The sequence below is a fragment of the Amycolatopsis sp. NBC_00438 genome (assembly GCF_036026695.1).
In the GTDB taxonomy this organism is placed as follows: Bacteria; Actinomycetota; Actinomycetes; order Mycobacteriales; family Pseudonocardiaceae; genus Amycolatopsis.
The window spans coordinates 3,622,057-3,636,844 of the sequence record NZ_CP107923.1; the positions used below are offsets into that span (position 1 = coordinate 3,622,057).

Below are 14,788 nucleotides of genomic sequence, written 5' to 3' on the forward strand. Positions count from 1 at the left end.
GTTGACCGGCCTGGCAAAGTGGGTCGTCGTGGGACGCGAAGACACGACCGAAATCCTCCGTTTGGCCGGCCTGGCGACGCCGATGGCGCTGCGCGTCGCCGTGACCCTGGGCCTGCCGGACCGGCTCTCCGACCGCAGCGACACCGCCGACCGGCTCGCGGCGGAACTCGACGTTTCCCCGGTCGCGCTCGATCTCCTGCTGGGCCACCTCACGACGCTCGGCGTCGTCGAACGGACCCCGCACGGCTACCGGACCACGGAGTACGGCGCGAACCTCCGCGCCGGCGCCGGGAACAACCTGGCCACCCTCCTGCACCTGGACACCGCGGGCGGCCGCGGCGAGCTGGCGTTCGTCGAGCTGGCCCACAGCATCACGACCGGCCGCGAAGCCTACTCGCGCCGCTACGGCCGGGACTTCTGGGCCGACCTCGCCGAGCACCCGCACCTGCGCGAGTCCTTCGACCGGCAGATGACCCAACGGTTCCGCGAACAGCTCCCGCACCTGGTCGCGGGATTCGACTGGTCCCGCTTCACCACGCTGGCCGACATCGGCGGCGGCCAGGGCACCCTGCTCGCCGCGATCCTGGCCGCGCACCCGGGCCTGCGCGGCCACCTGGTCGACCTCCCACCCACAGCAGCCGACGCCGAGCGCACCTTCGCCGCGCACGACCTCACCGAACGAGCGGACGTCACCGGAGGCAGTTTCTTCGACCCGCTCCCCCCGGGCGCGGACGCCTACCTCCTGGTCGACATCCTCCACGACTGGAACGACGAGCAGGCCGGCCGCATCCTGGCCCGCTGCGCCGGGGCAGCTCACCCGCAAAGCCGCATCCTGGTGGTGGAAGCAGTCGGCGACCTACGCGCCGACACGGCAATGGACCTGGTCATGCTGGTGTCCTACGGCGGCCGCGAGCGCCGGGTCGACGAGTTCCGCACCCTGGCGGCCGCCCACGGCCTGATCCTGGAAGAGGTGACAACACCGCCCGGCGAGCGCTGCATCCTCGAGTTCCGGCTCGCCCTGCCGAACTAGCCCACTCCAGTCCGCCGCGTCAGCCGCCCCGCCCGCCGGGTGTTGGCCGCTCCGGTCGCCGTGTTAGCCGCTCCCGTCGCCATGTTGGCCACTCCAGTCGCCGCGTTAGCCGCTCCGGTCGCCATGTTGGCCACCCGGTCGCCGCGTTAGCCGCTCCGGTCGCCGCGCTAGCCGCTCCGGTCGCCATGTTGGCCACCCCGGTCGCCGCGTTGACCACCCCGGTCGCCATGTTGGCCACCCCGGTCGCCGCGCTAGCCACCCCGCCACCGCGTTAGCCACCCCGGCCGCCGCCTTGGCTACCCCGGTCGCCGGCTCCAACTCGACCGGGCCGATGCCGTGGCTCAGCGCGTTCGTCAGCGCTCCCTGCACGATCCGGTCCACGTCAGCCACTCCAGTTCGCGATGTCGGCCGCTCGGGACGCCGTGTCGGCCGCTCCAGCCGTCGTGTTGGGGCACACCAGCCGCGGCGCTGGCCGGCACGGGGGCTGGAGAAGTCCCTACGGCAACCGGACGGCCAGGCACCGGACGGCCCCGATCGCACAAACCGCCATCGGGCATGCTCAGGCCGGGTAGTCGCCACACGAACCGCGCCGCCGCGGCTTGGCCGGTCGACCCGTGCATTCGTCGGCCGCCGCGCACGAAAAAGACTCAGCCCGGGTAGTCGGCCACTCCGTGTTCCACCAGGTCGAATGCCTGATCGATCACCGCCACCTGGTCGCGTTGGACCTCGGCCTCCTCGTCGCCCGCTACCAGCCTGCTGACCGCGTTCGCGAAGATCGTGCTGATCGCCGTCGTCAGCAATGCCGCCACCGTGCGGGCTCGCAGGGCTTCGCCGGTCTCCTCCACCAGGACCTCCGCCAGCGCTTCGGCGATCTCGCGTTCCTGCTCGTGGAACCGCGTCATCAGCGCCGGGCTCGAGCGCAGGACCCACCAGAAGCCCGACGCTCCCTTGATCGCGCCCGACAGCGGGTGGCCGGCGGCGAGCAGCTCGTGCTGGTGACGTCGCAACGCGGCGACAGCCGAAACACCGGGAGGGCGGGAGCGGACCGCCGAGACCAGGTCGGCCAGGCGGTCGGCGTGGCGGTCGAGGAACAGGTCCTCTTTGCGGGGGAAGTAGTTGAAGACCGTCATCTTCGAGACGCCGGCGGCCTCGGCGATCTCCGCGACCGTCACCTCTTCGAAGCCGCGCTGGATGAACAGGCCGCTCGCGATGTCCGCGATGAGCTGCCGGGTCGCCCGCTTCTTGCGCTCGCGCAGTCCGTGATCCGCCATGAACCGAGAGTATAGACCGAGCACAAAGTTTGACTCGGTAAAAGTTTGTCGGCATCATCGAAACCATGAACAGGGATGTGGTGATCTCCGGGGGCGGACCGGTGGGCCTGATGCTCGCCTGCGAACTGCGCATGGCGGGCGTCGACGTGCTCGTCGCCGAACGGCTGCCCGAACCGGACCAGACGATCAAGGCGGGGTCGATCAACCTGCCGACGGCCGAGGCGCTCTACCGCCGCGGCATGCTGCCGGCGCTGCAAGCGCTGATGCAGGAGGACTTCGCGCGGATGCAGGAGTTCCTGAAGGGCCGCGGCGCCCCGGCGGGGAAACCGGTGCCGCCGGTGGGGCACTTCGCCGGGATCATGGTGAGCTCGGCGGGCGTGCACTTCGACGATCCGGCGTTCCGTGACGTCGGCCCGGCGGCCGGGGTGGTCGTGGTCCGGCAGCAGGCGATCGAGGCCCTGCTCGCCGAACGCGCCGCCGAGCTGGGTGTCGAGGTGCGCCGCGGTGTCGAGGTGACCGGGTTCGAAGCGGACGACGACGGTGTGACCGTCCACCTGGGCGACGACGAGATCCGCACGGGCTGGCTGATCGGCTGCGACGGCGGCCGCAGCCTGGTGCGCAAGCGGGCCGGGTTCGACTTCCCCGGCACCGACCCCGCCGTCACCGGGCGGCAGGCGCTGGTCGAACTGACCGGCGCCGACAACCTGCGCACCGGCTGGAACCACACCGACCACGGCATCTACGTCCACGGGCCGGTGCCGGGCCGGATCCTGACCGTCGAGTTCGACGGCCCGCCCGAGGACCGCGACGCGCCGATCACCACGCGGGAGCTGGAAGACAGCCTGCGGCGAGTGTCCGGAGTGGACGTTCGCGTCACGAAGGTGCACACCGCGACGCGCTTCACCGACAACGCGCGGCAGGCGAGCACCTACCGCCGCGGCCGGGTCCTGCTGGCGGGCGACGCGGCCCACGTGCACTCGCCGTTCGGCGGGCAGGGCCTCAACCTCGGCATCGGTGACGCGGTCAACCTCGGCTGGAAGCTGGCCGCGACGATCCGCGGCCGGGCGCCCGAAGGCCTGCTCGACAGCTACACCACCGAACGGCACCCGATCGGCGAGTGGGTGCTCGAGTGGACGCGGGCGCAGATCGCGCTGATGCGCACCGACGCGCGGGCGAAGGCGCTGCGCCACGTCGTCACCGACCTGCTCCACACCGGCGACGGCGCGACGTACCTGGCCAAGAAGCTCTCGGGCGTGCTGCACCGCTACCCGATCGAGGGCGAGCACGACCTCACCGGCCGCGCCGCCCCCGACTTCGCGTTCGCCGACGGCACCCGGCTCGGCGAGCACCTCCAGGACGGCAAGGGTCTGCTGCTGGACCTCGCGGAGTCCACGGACCTGCGCGAGACGGCGAGCGGCTGGGCCGATCGGGTCGGCGTGCTGACCGCGAAGAGCGAGCCCGCCCTGACCGGCGTCCTGATCCGGCCGGACGGGCACATCGCCTGGGCCACCGAGGACGGCGGCACCGCGGGCCTGGAAGCCGCGCTGCGCCGGTGGTTCGGCGAACCCGCCTGACCCCGCAGGGGCGCGCCGGGAAGCCGGCGCGCCCCGCCGGATCAGTACGTGACGGCGAAGGTGTGGCTCATCGCGTCGTTGTGCGTCGCCGTCGAGCCGACGGCGTCGGGCAGGCCGCTCGCGGCCATCTGCACCGCCCCGGTCGAGCCGGACAGCCAGTCCGTCTTGACGTAGAAGTTGAACTTCGGGACGCAGCCGTTGCCGGTCGCCGCCGTGAAGTGGGTGTTGAGCGGCACCACCAGGTGGTGGACGTCGCGGCGCACGACCGCCGTCCCGGTCGCGGACGCGTCCGACTTGCAGACCGTGCCGTCGGCCTTCCACTGGTTGACGAACAACGTCACCTTGGCGGTCATCTGGTTCACCGGGCAGTCGTAGCCGGCCGGTTCGGGGTAGCAGGCCATCAGTTCCATGTCGCCGAACACGCTGAGCCCGGTCACCGGCGCGGTCTCGAAGACGTCGATGGCCGGCTCGCGGACCGTCTTGTCGGTGGAGTTGAGCGCGCTGACGCGGCCGGTGGGCGTGTCGCCGTCGTCGGCCTGGATCGGGGCGCCGGCCGTGGTGTTGCCGACGCTGGTGTCGGCGAACTTCAGCTCGCCGCCGACCAGCCGCATGGTCGAGTTGCCCAGCCCGAGGTTGGCGCTGCGCAGGTACGTCGTGCAGGTGACGGTGCCGGCCGCGCCCGGGTGCACCAGGAACCGGGTCGTGACGCCGATGTCCCGCAGGGACGCCGGGGCGTCGGCGCTCGTGATCAGCACGTTCTGCCCGAGCACCTCGTTCTTGGTCCAGCCGCCGGGGCCGGCGCAGCGCACCTCGTTGTCGGCGAGGGTGGTGTTCGACGCGTTGTTCACCCGCAAGGTCGAATAGACGTACGCCGTCTGGGTGGCGGTCATCGACAGCTGGACCGACCCCAGCGCGACGACGTACTGCGTCTCGTGCGGCGAGGTCACCGTGCGCGGGGTGAACGTCACCGCCGTCGCCGCCTGGGCCTGCGGCGCGACGCCGACGAGGCCGGCGAGCCCGGCCGCGCAGGCCGCGACCGCGGCGAGAATCCTGCGTTTCATCAAAATCCCCTCGTGTGAGCGGCGACGACCCGGAATGATCATCACCCCGGATCGATCCTGCCGCGCCCGGGTGCGCAGCGATAGCGGTCAGATCCGGACAGTGACCAGGAGAGGACACGGGGGGCGCGTTGACGACCGAGCTGTACCCGCCGATCGAGCCGTACGACCACGGCCTGCTCGACGTCGGCGACGGGCACCGCGTGTACTGGGAGACCTGCGGCAACCCGGACGGCAAGCCGGCGGTCATGCTGCACGGCGGCCCCGGCCAGGGCTGCGCACCGGGGATGCGGCGGGTGTTCGACCCGGCCCGCTACCGCGCGGTGCTGCTCGACCAGCGCGGCTGCGGCCGCAGCCTCCCCCACGCCGCCGATCCCGCGACGTCGCTGGAACACAACACCACCGACCACCTCGTCGCCGACCTGGAACGGCTGCGCGAGCACCTCGGCATCGAGCGCTGGCTGCTGACGGGCGGCTCGTGGGGCACGACACTCGCGCTGGTCTACGCGCAGCGGTACCCGCACCGGGTGTCGGAGATCGTGCTCAGCGCGATCAGCACGACACGGCGGTCGGAGATCGACTGGCTCTACCGCGGGGTCGGCCGGTTCTTCCCGGAGGCGTGGCAACGGTTCAGCGGCGGATCCGCCGACGTCGTGGCCGACTACGTCCGGCTGCTGGACGACCCCGCCCGACGGGAACGCGCGACTCTCGCCTGGCGGGAGTGGGAGGACACCGTGCTGTCCCTGGAGCCGGGCGCGACGCCACGCGTCCACAGTGGACCGCCGGACGCCGCGACGCGCGCGTTCGTGCGGCTGACGGCCCACTACTACGCGAACGCGGGCTGGCTCGAGGAAGGCGCGGTGATCCGCGATGCCGGGCTGTTGGCGGACATCCCGGGTGTGCTGGTCCACGGCCGCCTCGACCTGAGCTGCCCGGTCACGACGGCGTGGGAGCTGGCGCAGGCGTGGCCGGGAGCGGAACTGCTGATCGACGACGGATCGGGGCACCGCGGCAGCCCGGTGAAGCGCGCCTGGACGCTCGGCGCGCTGGACCGGTTCGCCGGGTGACCGACATCGCGGTGAACGGCCACGCGGTGGGTGACAGCCCGGCCGGGCCCCAGCGAACGGGCCACCAGCCGGGGCCGAGGAGAGCAGTCATGTCTCCTCGGGACTTCGCCCGCTGAAACCTCTCACCCGGGTCCCTCGGCGGCCAGCTGCACCGCGACGTCGATGATCATGTCCTCCTGCCCGCCCACCAACGCGAGTTCCCCACACCTCCGCAGGATCGCCTGCGCCGGCACGCCGTACCGCTCCGCCGCGCGCTCGGCGTGCAGCAGGAAGCTCGAGTACACCCCGGCCCAGCCCTGGACTATCGCGTTGCGGTCCATCTTCGGCCAGCGCTGCAGGTACGGGCGGACGATCTCCTCGGCGGCGTCCAGCAGCCCGCCGACGTCCAGGCCGGTGTCGACCTCCAGGCGGTCGAACACCGCCGCGAGCACTTCCGTCGGCGAGTTGCCCGCGCCGGCGCCGAGGGCGCACAACGACCCGTCGATGTAGCGGACCCCGGCTTCGTAGGCCAGCACGGAGTTCGCCACGCCGAGGGAGATGTTCTGGTGGCCGTGGTAGCCGACCCAGGCCTCGTCGCCGACTTCGGCGACCAGCGCCTCGAACCGGGCGCGGGCTTCGTGCATCAGCAGCGCGCCGGCCGAGTCGGTGACGTACGCCGCCTGGCAGCCCGCGTCCACCATGATCCGGGCCTGCTTCGCCAGGTCCTCCGGCGGGGTGCGGTGCGCCATCATCAGGAACCCGGCCGTCTCCATGCCCAGTTCCCGCGCCAGGCCGAAGTGCTGCGGCGAGACGTCCGCCTCCGTGCAGTGCGTCGCGACGCGGACCATCTCCGCGCCCGCGTCGGACGCGCGCCGCAGGTCTTCGGCGGTGCCGATGCCGGGCACCAGCAGCACCGCGATCTTCGCCTGCTTCGCCTCTTCGCGCGCCGCGGCGATCAGTTTCAGTTCGTCGACGGCGGAAAACCCGTACGTGAACGACGATCCGCCGAGGCCGTCGCCGTGGGTCACCTCGACCACCTCGACGCCGGCGCGGTCCAGCGCGCGCACCGTGTCGCGGACCTGCTGCTCGGTGAAGCGGTGCGCCATGGCGTGACTGCCGTCGCGCAGCGTGGTGTCGACGATCCGGACGTCGTGCTTCAACTCGGGACGGCTCATGCCAGGACCTCCTGCTTCGCGCGGGCCATCAGCTCGCCGACCCGGGCGGCCGCGGCGGTCATGATGTCGAGGTTCCCGGCGTACTCCGGCAGGTAGTCGCCGTTGCCGCGGACCTCCAGGAAGATCCCGACGCGCGCGTGGCCGTCCCACTCCTCGCGCGCGTCGTCGAACTGCGGGTCGGCGCGCAGCGAATAACCGGGGACGTACTCGCGGACCTCGTCGGCCATCGCGTGGATCGACGCGGTGATCGCGTCGCGGTCCGCGTCGATCCCGATCGCGCAGAACACCGTGTCCCGCATGATCATCGGCGGTTCGACCGGGTTGAGGATGATGATCGCCTTGCCACGCCCGGCGCCGCCGATCTCGGCCACCGCGCCGGACGTCGTGCGGGTGAATTCGTCGATGTTGGCCCGTGTCCCGGGGCCCGCGCCGCGCGAGGCGACCGACGCCACGATCTCCGCGTACGGCACCGGCGTCACCCGGGAAACCGCGTGCACCATGGGAATCGTGGCCTGGCCGCCGCAGGTGATCATCGAGACGTTCGGGGCGTCGAGGTGCGCCCCGAGGTTGACCGGCGGGCACACCATCGGGCCGAGGTGCGCCGGGGTCAGGTCGATCGCCTGGATGCCGGCGGCCTCGTAGCGCGGCGCGTTGGCGGCGTGCGCCTTCGCCGACGTCGCCTCGAACACCAGCTGGGGCAACGGGTCCTGGCGCAGCAGCCAGTCGACACCCTCGGCGGACGCCGCGATCCCATGCGCGCGAGCGCGTTCGAGCCCGTCGGACTCGACCACGCCGACGACGTAACCGACTTCGATAACCTCGCTGCGTCGCAGCTTCGCCAGCAGATCGGTGCCGATGTTGCCGGGGCCGACGATCGCCGCCATCACGGGAGCCATGCTCCGACCGTCGCACCGGGCCGGGCCCGCGGGACAGCCCGGTGTTCCGGCGAGCGGAACGCCGTCAGCTCCAGATCGTCACGTAGACCGGCGGCCGGAAGCGGGACGGCGGCACGCCACTGCCCGGCGCCCGCATCACGTGCATCGCCCCCGGCGTGCCCAGGAAGTGCCGCAGCGAGTTGGCCACGCCCGTGCGGCGGTCCGTCGGCAACGTCGTCACGAACCAGCACGCCGGCACCGGGGTCGCGCGGGTCGGGACCACCGTCAGCTCCTTGCGCCGCAGCTGCGGCGCGACCAGGTGTTCCAGCGCGACCGACACTCCCCCGCCGCTGGCCGCGGCCGACCAGGCCGCCGTCTGGTTGGGGAACACCTGGATCGCGTCGTCCGCGACGCCGAGAGCGCGCAGCAGCCGGCCGGTGTCGCTGCCCGGGTCGGCGCCCGCCGGGTCGAGCAGCCACGGCCAGTGCGCCGGGCTGCCCTGGTGCCGCCCGTGCGGCGAACCGACCACCACCAGCGAGCCGCGGAAGATCGGCACGCTGTCGAGACCCTGCCCGCCTTCGACGCTCGGCGATGGCCGACTACTCGCGAGCCCAGCTGCAGTTCGCTTACTCGGCGGGCCGCGCGACCACGCACGTCGAAGTGTTCTGCTTCGTCACGCGGCTGTCGCGGATCACCGACGAGCTGCGCACCCGCGACGTCGACGAGGCCCTCGACCGCGCCGCGAAAGCCGTCTTCGACTGGGACGGCGGCACGCGGATCGGCGCGTCGCTGGCCGAGTTCGTCCGCACCTGGGGGCGGCGGGGCCGGTGCCGCGGCGGCATCGTCGTCGTCTGCTCCGACGGCCTCGACCGCGGCGACCCGGACGTCCTGGCGCGCGTGGTGGAGCGGCTGGCCCGGCTGTGCCACCGTCTCGTGTGGACGAACCCGCACCCCGGGACCGGCGCGCTCGGCATGAGCGTGGTGCGGCCGCACGCCGACGTCCTGGTGTCCGGCCAGGACCTGCGCGGGCTCGAGGAACTCGCGGCGCTGCTGCCCGCGCTGGAGCGTTCGTGATCCGCCTCGGCACGGCGGCGGGTTACCCGTTCGAGGGCCCCCGGCTGCTCGGCGGCTGGACCCGCCGGCGGGGTCCAGCCGTCTACGCGATCCTGTGCCGCCCCGACGCCGAAGCCCGCCCGGACCGCTACGCCGTGATCTACGTCGGGCAGGCCGACGACCTCGCCGCCGAGCGCCTCCCGTTCCGGCACCCGCGGGCGCCGTGCTGGATCGCCCGGGCGGGTTCGCGGTGGAAAGTGCACATCTGCACGTACGATCCGCCGGGCGGGCTGCGGTCGCACCGCGAGCAGATCGTCCGCGAGCTGACAGCGGTGTACCGGCCGCGCTGCAACCGCGAACGGTACGAACACGCCTGGGAGGACGAATGGATCGGGCACAGCCGGTGACACCGGCGTTCGAGGTCGTCGCGGGAGCGGGTTCGCTGCGCAGCGTCAGCGGGGTGACGTTCCCGCACCGGTGGACGACCGCGGGCGTGAGCGTCGAAACGGACTTCACGGGCGGTCACCTGCTGAACCTCGCGGCGGCGGGGTGCGTCCTCAACGACCTGTACCGGGAGGCGGAACCCCTGGGCATCGAGCTGACCGGTGTCCGCGTGACGGCCGGCGGCGGGTTCGACCCGCGCACCTGGACGTCCACCGGGATCAGCTACCGGGTCGAGCTGGACTCCCCCGCGCCGGCCGCGGACCTGGACCGGCTGCTGGCGGCGGTCGACGCCGTCGCCGAGATCCCGCGCGCGCTGCGGGCCGGGGCGACGGTGCGCCGCGTGCCCTGAACCGTCACCGCCGCGACCAGGGCACCGCGCCGTAGCCCAGCCCCCACCCGATGAGCAGCACGAACGCGCCGGCCGGGCCGGCGAACGGCAGCAGCCCGGCGGCCGCGGCGACGAGGAACGTCACCACGAGTCCACTTCGGACTCCCGGGCGGCGGAGCAGGTTCTTGAGGACGGCCGCCCGGGTGGCGGCCAGGCTCGGCAGGGCGAGCAGGAGGAACGCCGTCCGCCAGCCGGCGAGCTGCCCGACGAACGTGCCGAGCGGGCGGCGGTTTCGCGACAACTCGGGTGACGTCGGATTCCCGCCGGTTTGATCACCGGGGGTTCGGGGCAACTCACCGCGAAGACCCGACCGAGGAGGTTCGATGGCCACACGCTGGCACGTCATCCCGCGAACCACGGCGCTCTGCTGGCTCAGCATGGCGGCCGGCGTCCTGCTGCTGGTGTCGAGCATCGTCACGCTGTCGATGTCCGCCGCGCGGATGCCGGCCCTGGAGATCATCGTGGCGGTGCTGGCGGTGGTCCTGATCGTCTGCGCCGCGCTGGGCCTGGCGAAACCGCAGCTCAGGGGCCGCTGAGCGCCACAACCGACCGAGGAGTCGTCGTGACCGATCAACCCGCAGGCGAAGCACAGCTCGCCGAGGTCCGGGAAAGCATCAAGGAAGCCAAGGAGGCCGCCGAGCAGGCGGAACACACCGGCATCGCCGACGCGACCCCGGACAAGGTGGAAGCCGTCGAGGACGGCGGCGAAGGGGACGCCGAAGAGGCGGCGGACACCGACTGAGCCTCCTCAGGGGCGCACACAACGCTGGGTGTCGACGTCCCAGGTACCGCCGCCGTCGAGGCAGTCGGTGAACTCCCGCTGGCCGTCCACCCAGGCTTTGTGCCCCGCGCAGACTTCGTACTTCGCCTCGTCGCCGTCCCGGCACTGGTAGCCGTACTGCGGCGCCCTGCGGGTCGGTGTGGCCTTCCGGACCGGTGCTTTGGCCGTCGCCTTCGGCGGTGAGGTCGTGACCGGAACCGAAGTCGGCGGCAGCGTGATCGTTGTCGCGGCCGGCGTCTGCTGCACCGTCACGACGGTCGTGGAGGTGGGCGGCGCCACGGGTGCCGGGGCGGTCGCCGGGGCCGCGTTGCAGCCGGCCGCCAGAACGGCGGCCGTGAGCAGCGTTGCCGGGAACCATGCCTTCACAGTTGCGAGGTCGCCCGGTTCGCCCGGGAAGTTACCGGATCACGGAAACCGTGCCCGGATCGCGATGCTCCCTAACCCGGTCGGCGGCGGGTGGTCGTGCGGCGGTGTGTGGTCGTCTTCTTCGTGGTCACCGTCGTCGTGTGGGCCCGCGTGGTCGGGTCGTCCGGCGCCGTCGTCGGTGACACCGGCGGGGTGGTCGTCGTCACCGGGGACTCCGAAGTGGACCGGACCACGGTCGTCGACGGTGGCACCACCTGACCGTTGCCCGACCGGCCGCTGCCGCACGCGGCCAGGATCACTCCCGCCGTCAGGACCAAGCCGCACCACCACACCCGCATCGCCTGGACGCTACCAGCGGGTCCCGCACGAAAAGGGCAAAACGGCTCAACGTGGCGCGAAGCCGACCGCGTCGTGCAGGCGGCAACGGCGGGTGCCCGAGGCCGGGCGGGCCACCGGGTAGTGCGGGCGCAGCTTGGAGATCCGGTCGGCGTTCGCGAACGCCCGGTTCCCGACAGCGCCCAGCGGACGTCCTCTTCGGACGGATCGGGATCGCGGTCCAGCAACGCCTTCGCGGCGAGCATCATGCCGGGGGTGCAGACCTCACCGGCGTGCCGTCGACGAGCGCCGTGCAGGTGCCGCAGCTGGTCGTGTCGCAGCCCATGTGCGTGCCGGTGAGCCGCAACCCCTGCCGCAGCAGGTGTGCAGCAGCAGCCGCGGCTCGCACTCAATCACCCTGCGGCGGCCGTTTACGGTCACCGTGATCCGGCGTTCGGGGACGCCCGCGGCCGGTTCGTCGCGGACTTCGTGGACGAGGCTCATCGGGTGGTCCCTTCCAGTGCGCGCACCACGAAGGTGTGCACCATGTGCCGCTTGTACCCCGCGCTGCCGCGGTGGTCGGACTTCGGCCCGGGCGTCCGCCGCGGCGAGCGTCGCCGCTTCTTCGATCGTCTCCGGGGTCAGCGGACCGCCCACGAGGGCCGCGGCCGCGTCGGCGCACTCGATGGTCGCGCCGCCGACAACGGGCCGAGCACGAAGTCCCGCGCCGGGATGCTGCGCCGTCCGGCCGGGCCGGCCGCGACGATCGAGCCGTCCAGGGCGAGCACCACCGACGCCCAATCGCCCTGCGGGTCGGCGTAGCACAGCGACCCGACGAGCGTGCCGCGGTTGCGGACGATCGGGTCGGCGATGAGCGGTGCCGCTGCGGCCATCGTCGGCCGCCTCTCACGCAGCAGGCCGAGCGCCTCGCCGAGGTCGCGCGGGGCTTCGTAGGAGAACCGGGTGGGGCACACCGGCGTCAGTCCTCGTCCGGGACGGCGACCGGCAGGGCGTCCTCCTCGGCCGCTGGTGCGGCGGCCACGGCCCGGCCACCGGCTGCCCGGCCACCTTGAGGAAACCGATCAGCTGGGGCCACGCCCACACGGTCGGGCCCGGGCCTTCCTTCGGCGCGTTCTCGACGAGCTCGAACAGCCGCGGATTGCCGCGGCTGTGCCCGTCGGACTCGATCCGCATGACGCGTACCCGCGTCCGCCGTCGATCAGGTGATCGGATGGTCCGCCTGGACGACACGCGGGGCAACGAGCGAATAGCCCTTCGCTTAACCCTCGATGCAGGCCGTGGCGTAGCACACGTGGGTGATCTTCGCGGCGGCGTGGGTGATCAGCGCGGATACCGGGTAACCGCCGCTTGGTGGCCGGTTCGCGGCCCGAAACTCGAGGGGATGTGGTCCCGGTGTCCGAAGTGTCCCGGCTTCCGGCGGTCGTCAGCGAGAACTGGGATTGGCAGATGCACGGGGCGTGCCGGGGGATGGACGCCGGCGTGTTCTTCCACAGCGACAACGAACGCGGGATGGCGCGCAAGCGCCGGGAAGACCTCGCCAAGCAGATCTGCGCGAGCTGCCCGGTGCGGCTGCAGTGCCTCGACCACGCCGTCGCGGTGCGGGAGACGCACGGCATCTGGGGCGGGCTGGGCGAGGGCGAGCTGCGGCAGCTGATCGCCACCCGGATCTAGCCCAGCTGCTGGAGTCCGACCACCGAGAGCAGCCGCAGAGCGTCGTGGGCAGGGGTGCCGGCGTCGGCGGTGAACAGCACGACATGCTGGTCGCGTTCCGGCACGACGAGGATGTCGCAGGTCAGGGTGATCGGCCCGACCTGCGGGTGGTCGACGGTCTTGACCAGGTGCCGCTGGTCGGAGACTTCGGGGCTCGGCCACAGGGCGGCGAACTCGGGGCTGCCGCGCAGCAGTTCGCGGATGAGTCCCCGGGTCGCGGGGTCGTCGGGATAGCGGGCGGCGGCCGCGCGCAGGTGGCCGGCCGCGAAGACCCCGAAGTCGCCGCCGCCGCTGATGCCGTAGTGCCGGCGGGCCGCGTCCGGGTGCAGGAAGTAGCGGCGGATCATGTTCCGCTCGCGGCGCGGCTGGGCCGAAAAGTCCTCCAGGAGCGCCGCCGCGAGGGGGTTCCAGGCCAGGACGTCGTACTTCGCGTCGAGCACGATCGCGGCCGTGTCCGGCAGCCGCTCGATCAGGTCCATGATCCGGTCCGGGACGTCGGCCGACGGCCCCGGCGGCTCCGCGAGCTGCCCGCCGAGGGTGTAGAGGTGGTCCCGTTCGGCGTCGTTGAGCCGCAACGCCCGGCCGAGCGCGGCGAGCACGTGCCGCGACGGGTGCGGGCCGCGGGCCTGCTCCAGCCGCGTGTAGTACTGGGTGGAGATGTGCGCCAGCTGCGCCACTTCCTCGCGGCGCAGGCCCGGCGTGCGACGCGGCCCGGCCGCGGGCAGGCCGACCGTCGCCGGGGTCAGCCGCTCGCGGTGCAGCCGCAGGAACCGGCCGAGTGCGTGCTTGTCCATGCTCCGAGCATCTCCCGGACGCGCCGGTCCTGCCAGGTACAGCCAGGGCCTGCCAGGGTGCGCGCCGGCGTCGCACGGTGGAGTCATGACCCAGAACGGAATGTTGTCCGGCAAGATCGCCCTCGTCACCGGAGCCAGCCGCGGCATCGGCGCGGCGGCCGCCCGCCTGTTCACCGCGGAGGGCGCGACCGTCGTCCTCGCCGCCCGCACCGAGAACGACCTGAAGACCCTCGCCGAGGACCTGCCCGGCGCGTCCTACGTCGTCGCCGACCTGGGTGACGTCGCGAGCATCGAACGCGCGGTGGACACCGTCGTCGAGCGGCACGGCCGGCTCGACATCGCCTTCAACAACGGCGCCGTCGGAGTCCCGCCGCACCCGATCGCCGGCTTCCCCGAAGACGACTTCGACCTCGTCATGAAGGTCAACCTCAAGGGCGTGTTCTACGCCGTGTCGGCCGAGGTCGAGGCCATGCAGCGCACCGGCGGCGGGGCGATCGTCAACACCAGCAGCGTCGGCAGCCTGATCGGCAACCCGGCCCTGCCCGCCTACGGCGCCGCCAAGCGCGCGGTCAACAGCATCACCGAGTCGGCCGCCGTCACCTACGGGCCGGCCGGGATCCGGGTCAACGCGATCGCCCCGGGCCTGACGCTCACCGAGATGGTCGACGAGTGGAACCGCCACGACCCCGGCATCGTGGACCGGATCGTCGCGGGCACTCCCCTGGGCCGCGCGGCGGCACCGGAGGAGATCGCGGAGTCGGCCGCCTGGCTGCTGAGCGACCGCGCGTCCTTCGTGACGGGCGTCGTGCTGCCGGTCACGGGCGGCACCGCGGTCTGATCGCCGTGTCAGGACGGCGTCAGGGCCGTGTCAGGCGAGCCTCCGATAG

Annotated in this window: 20 protein-coding genes and 1 pseudogene; 11 read left to right on the forward strand and 10 right to left on the reverse strand. The window is 72.5% G+C overall.

Features of this window, described 5'->3' with window-relative positions:
• The first annotated feature begins 28 nt into the window (after window positions 1-28).
• Window positions 29-1,030 (forward strand): methyltransferase, encoded by a 1,002-nt coding sequence (locus OG494_RS15915; protein ID WP_442874416.1) that lies wholly within the window; start codon window positions 29-31, stop codon window positions 1,028-1,030.
• Window positions 1,031-1,677: 647 nt separating this feature from the next.
• Here OG494_RS15915 and OG494_RS15920 read toward each other — a convergent pair.
• Entirely contained in the window at window positions 1,678-2,301 is a 624-nt protein-coding gene (locus tag OG494_RS15920; RefSeq protein WP_328456393.1) for a TetR/AcrR family transcriptional regulator, read from the reverse strand.
• Window positions 2,302-2,366: 65 nt separating this feature from the next.
• On the opposite strand from OG494_RS15920, the gene OG494_RS15925 reads away from it, so the two are divergent.
• Entirely contained in the window at window positions 2,367-3,875 is a 1,509-nt protein-coding gene (locus OG494_RS15925) for an FAD-dependent oxidoreductase (RefSeq protein WP_328456395.1), read from the forward strand.
• Window positions 3,876-3,916: 41 nt separating this feature from the next.
• Here the strand turns inward: OG494_RS15925 and OG494_RS15930 are convergent, their stop codons facing one another.
• A complete protein-coding gene (locus OG494_RS15930; RefSeq protein WP_328456397.1) occupies window positions 3,917-4,936 on the reverse strand; it encodes a hypothetical protein in 1,020 nt (339 codons plus the stop codon).
• Between the two features lie 128 nt (window positions 4,937-5,064).
• On the opposite strand from OG494_RS15930, the gene pip reads away from it, so the two are divergent.
• A complete protein-coding gene (pip, locus tag OG494_RS15935) occupies window positions 5,065-6,000 on the forward strand; it encodes a prolyl aminopeptidase (RefSeq protein ID WP_328456399.1) in 936 nt (311 codons plus the stop codon).
• A 122-nt stretch (window positions 6,001-6,122) separates the two neighbouring features.
• Here the strand turns inward: pip and dmpG are convergent, their stop codons facing one another.
• The 3 genes and pseudogenes from dmpG to OG494_RS15950 form a co-directional block, all read right to left on the reverse strand.
• Window positions 6,123-7,154, reverse strand: coding sequence for a 4-hydroxy-2-oxovalerate aldolase (dmpG, locus tag OG494_RS15940; RefSeq protein ID WP_328456400.1), 1,032 nt, complete (start codon window positions 7,152-7,154; stop codon window positions 6,123-6,125).
• Window positions 7,151-8,050: an acetaldehyde dehydrogenase (acetylating) gene (locus tag OG494_RS15945; RefSeq protein ID WP_328456401.1), complete on the reverse strand. Its 900-nt coding sequence runs from the start codon at window positions 8,048-8,050 to the stop codon at window positions 7,151-7,153. Before OG494_RS15945 ends, dmpG begins: the two co-directional genes overlap by 4 nt.
• Window positions 8,051-8,114: 64 nt before the next feature.
• Window positions 8,115-8,591: pseudogene (locus OG494_RS15950) on the reverse strand (LysR substrate-binding domain-containing protein); the annotation flags it as partial.
• A 29-nt stretch (window positions 8,592-8,620) separates the two neighbouring features.
• Here OG494_RS15950 and OG494_RS15955 point away from each other — a divergent pair.
• From OG494_RS15955 to OG494_RS15965, 3 genes are read left to right on the forward strand one after another with little or no spacing between them, the layout of a single operon-like run.
• On the forward strand, window positions 8,621-9,103 hold the full coding sequence (locus OG494_RS15955; protein WP_328456403.1) for a VWA domain-containing protein: 483 nt from the start codon (window positions 8,621-8,623) through the stop codon (window positions 9,101-9,103).
• Complete coding sequence (locus OG494_RS15960) at window positions 9,100-9,489, forward strand: hypothetical protein (protein ID WP_328456405.1); 390 nt, start codon at window positions 9,100-9,102, stop codon at window positions 9,487-9,489. The genes OG494_RS15955 and OG494_RS15960 overlap by 4 nt, the downstream gene beginning before the upstream one ends.
• Window positions 9,468-9,875 (forward strand): OsmC family protein, encoded by a 408-nt coding sequence (locus OG494_RS15965; RefSeq protein WP_328456407.1) that lies wholly within the window; start codon window positions 9,468-9,470, stop codon window positions 9,873-9,875. Before OG494_RS15960 ends, OG494_RS15965 begins: the two co-directional genes overlap by 22 nt.
• A 4-nt stretch (window positions 9,876-9,879) precedes the next feature.
• Here the strand turns inward: OG494_RS15965 and OG494_RS15970 are convergent, their stop codons facing one another.
• Window positions 9,880-10,155 (reverse strand): hypothetical protein, encoded by a 276-nt coding sequence (locus OG494_RS15970; RefSeq protein ID WP_328456409.1) that lies wholly within the window; start codon window positions 10,153-10,155, stop codon window positions 9,880-9,882.
• A gap of 82 nt (window positions 10,156-10,237) precedes the next feature.
• Here OG494_RS15970 and OG494_RS15975 point away from each other — a divergent pair, with 82 nt between their 5' ends.
• Window positions 10,238-10,450 (forward strand): hypothetical protein, encoded by a 213-nt coding sequence (locus OG494_RS15975; RefSeq protein ID WP_328456411.1) that lies wholly within the window; start codon window positions 10,238-10,240, stop codon window positions 10,448-10,450.
• A 26-nt stretch (window positions 10,451-10,476) separates the two neighbouring features.
• Complete coding sequence (locus tag OG494_RS15980) at window positions 10,477-10,656, forward strand: hypothetical protein (RefSeq protein WP_247052670.1); 180 nt, start codon at window positions 10,477-10,479, stop codon at window positions 10,654-10,656.
• Window positions 10,657-10,662: 6 nt separating this feature from the next.
• Here OG494_RS15980 and OG494_RS15985 read toward each other — a convergent pair whose 3' ends face one another.
• Complete coding sequence (locus OG494_RS15985) at window positions 10,663-11,061, reverse strand: hypothetical protein (protein WP_328456414.1); 399 nt, start codon at window positions 11,059-11,061, stop codon at window positions 10,663-10,665.
• A 96-nt stretch (window positions 11,062-11,157) separates the two neighbouring features.
• Here OG494_RS15985 and OG494_RS15990 point away from each other — a divergent pair, with 96 nt between their 5' ends.
• Window positions 11,158-11,319, forward strand: a complete 162-nt coding sequence (locus OG494_RS15990) for a hypothetical protein (protein WP_328456416.1) — start codon at window positions 11,158-11,160, stop codon at window positions 11,317-11,319.
• Window positions 11,320-11,641: 322 nt separating this feature from the next.
• On the opposite strand, the gene OG494_RS15995 is transcribed toward OG494_RS15990, so the two are convergent.
• Both OG494_RS15995 and OG494_RS16000 read right to left on the reverse strand, forming a co-directional pair.
• Window positions 11,642-11,785: a 2Fe-2S iron-sulfur cluster-binding protein gene (locus OG494_RS15995; RefSeq protein WP_328456418.1), complete on the reverse strand. Its 144-nt coding sequence runs from the start codon at window positions 11,783-11,785 to the stop codon at window positions 11,642-11,644.
• Window positions 11,786-12,017: 232 nt separating this feature from the next.
• Window positions 12,018-12,350, reverse strand: coding sequence for an FAD binding domain-containing protein (locus OG494_RS16000; protein ID WP_328456420.1), 333 nt, complete (start codon window positions 12,348-12,350; stop codon window positions 12,018-12,020).
• Between the two features lie 439 nt (window positions 12,351-12,789).
• Between OG494_RS16000 and OG494_RS16005 the strand changes: the two genes are divergently transcribed.
• Entirely contained in the window at window positions 12,790-13,068 is a 279-nt protein-coding gene (locus OG494_RS16005; protein ID WP_328456422.1) for a WhiB family transcriptional regulator, read from the forward strand.
• On the opposite strand, the gene OG494_RS16010 is transcribed toward OG494_RS16005, so the two are convergent.
• Window positions 13,065-13,901 (reverse strand): helix-turn-helix transcriptional regulator, encoded by an 837-nt coding sequence (locus OG494_RS16010; protein ID WP_328456424.1) that lies wholly within the window; start codon window positions 13,899-13,901, stop codon window positions 13,065-13,067. The two genes, OG494_RS16005 and OG494_RS16010, sit on opposite strands and share 4 nt — an antisense overlap.
• A gap of 85 nt (window positions 13,902-13,986) precedes the next feature.
• On the opposite strand from OG494_RS16010, the gene OG494_RS16015 reads away from it, so the two are divergent.
• Window positions 13,987-14,739, forward strand: coding sequence for an SDR family NAD(P)-dependent oxidoreductase (locus tag OG494_RS16015; RefSeq protein WP_328456426.1), 753 nt, complete (start codon window positions 13,987-13,989; stop codon window positions 14,737-14,739).
• Window positions 14,740-14,788: the final 49 nt, after the last annotated feature.

What these genes read in the sequence shown, in the direction of transcription:
- OG494_RS15920 (WP_328456393.1), bottom strand. Translation starts at nt 2,301, where the DNA reads ATGGCGGATCACGGACTGCGCGAGCGCAAGAAGCGGGCGACCCGGCAG.
- OG494_RS15925 (WP_328456395.1), top strand. Translation starts at nt 2,367, where the DNA reads ATGAACAGGGATGTGGTGATCTCCGGGGGCGGACCGGTGGGCCTGATG.
- OG494_RS15930 (WP_328456397.1), bottom strand. Translation starts at nt 4,936, where the DNA reads ATGAAACGCAGGATTCTCGCCGCGGTCGCGGCCTGCGCGGCCGGGCTC.
- dmpG (WP_328456400.1), bottom strand. Translation starts at nt 7,154, where the DNA reads ATGAGCCGTCCCGAGTTGAAGCACGACGTCCGGATCGTCGACACCACG.
- OG494_RS15945 (WP_328456401.1), bottom strand. Translation starts at nt 8,050, where the DNA reads ATGGCTCCCGTGATGGCGGCGATCGTCGGCCCCGGCAACATCGGCACC.
- OG494_RS15955 (WP_328456403.1), top strand. Translation starts at nt 8,621, where the DNA reads ATGGCCGACTACTCGCGAGCCCAGCTGCAGTTCGCTTACTCGGCGGGC.
- OG494_RS15965 (WP_328456407.1), top strand. Translation starts at nt 9,468, where the DNA reads ATGGATCGGGCACAGCCGGTGACACCGGCGTTCGAGGTCGTCGCGGGA.
- OG494_RS15975 (WP_328456411.1), top strand. Translation starts at nt 10,238, where the DNA reads ATGGCCACACGCTGGCACGTCATCCCGCGAACCACGGCGCTCTGCTGG.
- OG494_RS16010 (WP_328456424.1), bottom strand. Translation starts at nt 13,901, where the DNA reads ATGGACAAGCACGCACTCGGCCGGTTCCTGCGGCTGCACCGCGAGCGG.
- OG494_RS16015 (WP_328456426.1), top strand. Translation starts at nt 13,987, where the DNA reads ATGACCCAGAACGGAATGTTGTCCGGCAAGATCGCCCTCGTCACCGGA.